This window comes from Streptomyces sp. NPDC007162 (assembly GCF_040634175.1).
In the GTDB taxonomy this organism is placed as follows: domain Bacteria; phylum Actinomycetota; class Actinomycetes; order Streptomycetales; family Streptomycetaceae; genus Streptomyces.
In genome coordinates, this window is the sequence record NZ_JBEYFC010000750.1 from 1 (window position 1) to 3,319 (window position 3,319).

4 protein-coding genes are annotated in these 3,319 nt (G+C 74.3%); 1 reads left to right on the forward strand and 3 read right to left on the reverse strand.

The window, feature by feature from the left end:
• A partial coding sequence (locus ABZ646_RS43300; RefSeq protein WP_360532329.1) for a helix-turn-helix transcriptional regulator occupies positions 1–326 on the forward strand: 326 nt, incomplete at its 5' end.
• Between the two features lie 34 nt (positions 327–360).
• Here ABZ646_RS43300 and ABZ646_RS43305 read toward each other — a convergent pair.
• The 3 genes from ABZ646_RS43305 to ABZ646_RS43315 all read right to left on the reverse strand — a co-directional run.
• Positions 361–1,587: a serine hydrolase domain-containing protein gene (locus ABZ646_RS43305; protein WP_360532332.1), complete on the reverse strand. Its 1,227-nt coding sequence runs from the start codon at positions 1,585–1,587 to the stop codon at positions 361–363.
• A gap of 143 nt (positions 1,588–1,730) precedes the next feature.
• Entirely contained in the window at positions 1,731–2,735 is a 1,005-nt protein-coding gene (locus ABZ646_RS43310) for an alpha/beta hydrolase fold domain-containing protein (RefSeq protein WP_360532335.1), read from the reverse strand.
• Between the two features lie 71 nt (positions 2,736–2,806).
• On the reverse strand, positions 2,807–3,319 hold a 513-nt coding region (locus tag ABZ646_RS43315), incomplete at its 5' end, for a class I SAM-dependent methyltransferase (RefSeq protein ID WP_360532338.1).

The following is a 3,319-nucleotide window of genomic DNA, read 5'->3' on the forward strand; positions in this document are numbered from 1 at the left end:
GGCGCAGCGTCGAGGCCCGTCCGTACCTCGGGGCGGCCCTGGAGTGCTTCCGGCGGCTGGACGCCCGCCCCTGGACCGAGCGGGCGGCGGCGGAACTGCGGGCGGCGGGCGCGCCGACGGGCCCCTCGGCCGCGGGCGAACTCACCCCGCAGGAGCGGCAGATCGCCGAACTCGCCGCGCAGGGCCTGACCAACCGCGACATCGCGGCCCGCCTGTACCTCTCGCCCCGTACCGTCGGCTACCACCTGCACAAGGTCTTCCCCAAGCTGGGCATCACGGCCAGGGCCCAGCTCCGGGACGCGCTCTCGGCCGACGGCCCGCCGTGACGGCCCGCCGGCCGGGGCACCGGACCGGCACCCGTCACCGGGTACCGGTGGCCGTCCCGGCGCACAGCGCGTGGTCGACGAGGGTGCCGGTGGCGCGGTCGAGGGCGGCCAGGTCCGGGGGCGCGGTGGTCGTGGTGATCGAGACGGTCACCGCGCGCCTGCCGTCCGCACTCACCGCGGGACGGGTGTTGACGCCCGCCCCGTCGCCCTCGTGGGTGTAGTAGTGACCGCCGCAGGAGAGCGGGATCTCGCGCAGCCCGAGGCCGTACGTGCCCTCGGGCATCTCCGCGACGTCCTCCGGGTCGTCGGTGCGCTCCACCGTTTGCCGCATCTCGCGCCACTGCGCGGCGGGGAGCAGCCGGCCGCCCGCCAGGGCGCGGAAGAAGGTGTCGAGGTCGGCGGTGGTGCTCACCACCCCCGAGTCCGCGGTGTGCTGGAGGCTGTGCTCGGTGACGTCGAGGCGCGTGCCGTCGGGTCCGGTCAGGTACGCGTTCACGTGCGGGTCGGGCAGACGCGGGTCGAGTCCGGGCACGGAGGTGTCCCGCAGCCCCAGCCGGTCGATCACCCGGCGCTCGACGAGTTCCCGCCAGCTCGCGCCGCCGGCCTTCTCGGCGATCATCCCGGCCACCAGGTAGTTGGTGTTGGAGTACGCCCATGTGGCCCCGCCCTGCTCGGGCACGAACAGCGGCCGGTGCCTCATGGCCACCGCGACCAGGTCGGCCGCGGGTGTGGTGTCGTACCGGTTCTCGTCGAAGTGGTTGATCAGCCGGTCCCGGATCTCCGGGTCGTCGACGTAGTCGTACAGACCGCTGGTCTGGCGGAGCAGGTCGCGGACGGTGATGCGGCTGCCGTCGTTGCCGTTGCCCGCGACGACTCCGGGGAGCCAGTGTGCGACGGTGTCGTCCAGGGACAGCCGTTTCTCCGCGGCGAGTTGGAGGACCACGGTCGCCGTGAACGTCTTCGTCGTGCTCGCCACCCGGAAGTGGGCGTTCCACGGGACGGGTTCCGCGGAGCCGGCCGTCCGGGTGCCGATCCGCGCCAGGAGCGGCCCGCCGGCCGTCCCGTCGACCCTGGCCAGCACGTTCACATCGCCGCCCCCGGCCCGCCGCACGGCGGCCAGGTCCCGCCGGAGCACGTCCTCGCCGTAGTGCCTCCCCGGCCGCGGCGGTCCGGCGGTGGCGGCCGCCGCGGTCACGGGCGGTACCAGCGTGAGCAGCGCGGCGGTGAGTACGACGGCTCGGGCCCTCTTCGGTGTCGGCATCCGCATGGTCGGTCCCCCGGTGGTGGTGAGTTCTGTCGGTGACGTGCACCAGCCAACCGGATCCGGGGGCTTCGGGGGATGGGGCCGTCCGCCGGATCCGGGGTGTACTCAACCCCCCTCGGGGTGCGCACGGCCCCCGCCGTTCAGTTTTCGAGGGCCCGGCGGACGAAGGCCTCGCGGGTCGCGGTGGCCGCCCGTGAGACCGCCGCGTCCGGTGCCGTCCAGTCGAAGCCGTGGAAGCCCCCGCCCCACATGTGGAGGTCGACGCTCACACCCGCCTCGGAGAGACGGCGGGCGTAGTCGAGGATCTCGTCGCGGAAGCCCTCCGCCGAACCGGTGTCGAGGTAGGTCCTGGGGAGCCCGGCGAGGTCCTCGGCGCGGGCCGGCGCGGCGTACGGCGACACGTCCGGGCCGCCCCGCCGGTCGCCCAGCAGGGCGTTCCAGGCGTAGAGGGCGGCGTTGCGGTCCCAGGTCCCGGTGCCGTCCAGCATGCGGCTGCTGTGGGTCTCGAAGCGGTCGTCGAGCATGGGGCACATCAGCACCTGGTGGCTGATGCCGGGGAAGCCGCGGTCGCGGGCGAGCAGCGCGGTTCCGGCCGCGAGGCCGCCCCCGGCGCTGGCGCCGAGCACGAGCAGCCGTTCGGGCGAGATGCCGAGCCACTCCGCGTTCTTCGCGGTCCACACCAGCCCCGCGTAGCAGTCCTCGACCGGCGCGGGGTCGGGGTGCTCGGGGGCCAGCCGGTACTCCACGGACACCACGACCGCGGCGCCCTCGGCGACGAACGGCAGCACCGTACGCAGGCCGTTGCGGCGGTCTCCCACGACCGCCCCGCCCGCGTGGATGTGGTAGATGCCGCCCACCGGCTCCCGTCGCCCGGCCGGGCTGAGCACCAGCAGGGTGATGTCCGGGGCGCCCTCGGGTCCGGGGACGCGGAGTTCCGACAGCCGGACCCTGCCGCCCGCCCGCAGTTCCTCCGGTCCCTCTCCGGGCAGTCCCTGGGCCGTCAGCCGGCGGGCCTCGGGGAGGGTCTCGTCCGAAAGGGCCGGGAGGTTCCCGCGCAACTCGGCCTCGACGGGCTCCAGTTCGGGGTCCAACGGCGGTCGTACCGGCGTAGGGCCGAGATCGGCGGCCGTCATGCGGTCGGGCATCGTGCTCTCCTTCTCGAACCGGGCGGACTCCTCGTACCCCGGCGGGCCTGTGCCCCCTCGGCTCCTGCTCGTCAGCCGGGACGCTTGGCCATGACGACCAGACCGGGCCCGCTGTACTCCTCCGGGGGGAGTCGCAGTTCGGCGACCGGGGTCAGGCCGGCCTGTTCGATCAGGCCGACCAGTCGTTCCGGCCGCCACTTGTGTGTCGTCCAGCGGACGGGTACCCCTCCGTAGGCCTCGGTGCGCACCGCGTCCTCGTCGCCGACGTGGGTGGCGGTGATGAAGTGCCCGCCCGGCTTCAACGCGCGTGCGAACAGGGCGAGGACCTGGGGCAGGACGTCCCGGGGCAGGTTGAACAGCGACCACCACCCGAGCACGCCGCCCAGGGACGAGTCCGCGAGGTCGAGTTCGGTGGCCGAGGCGACGGCGAAGCGGCACTCGGGATGAAGCCGGCGCGCGTTCTCGATCATGCGGGGAGAGAGATCGACTCCGGACACGTCGTGTCCTCGTCCGGCGAGGTAGGCGGTCACCGTTCCGGGCCCGCAGCCGACGTCGAGGACGGGCCCGAGCCCGCGCACGGTGTC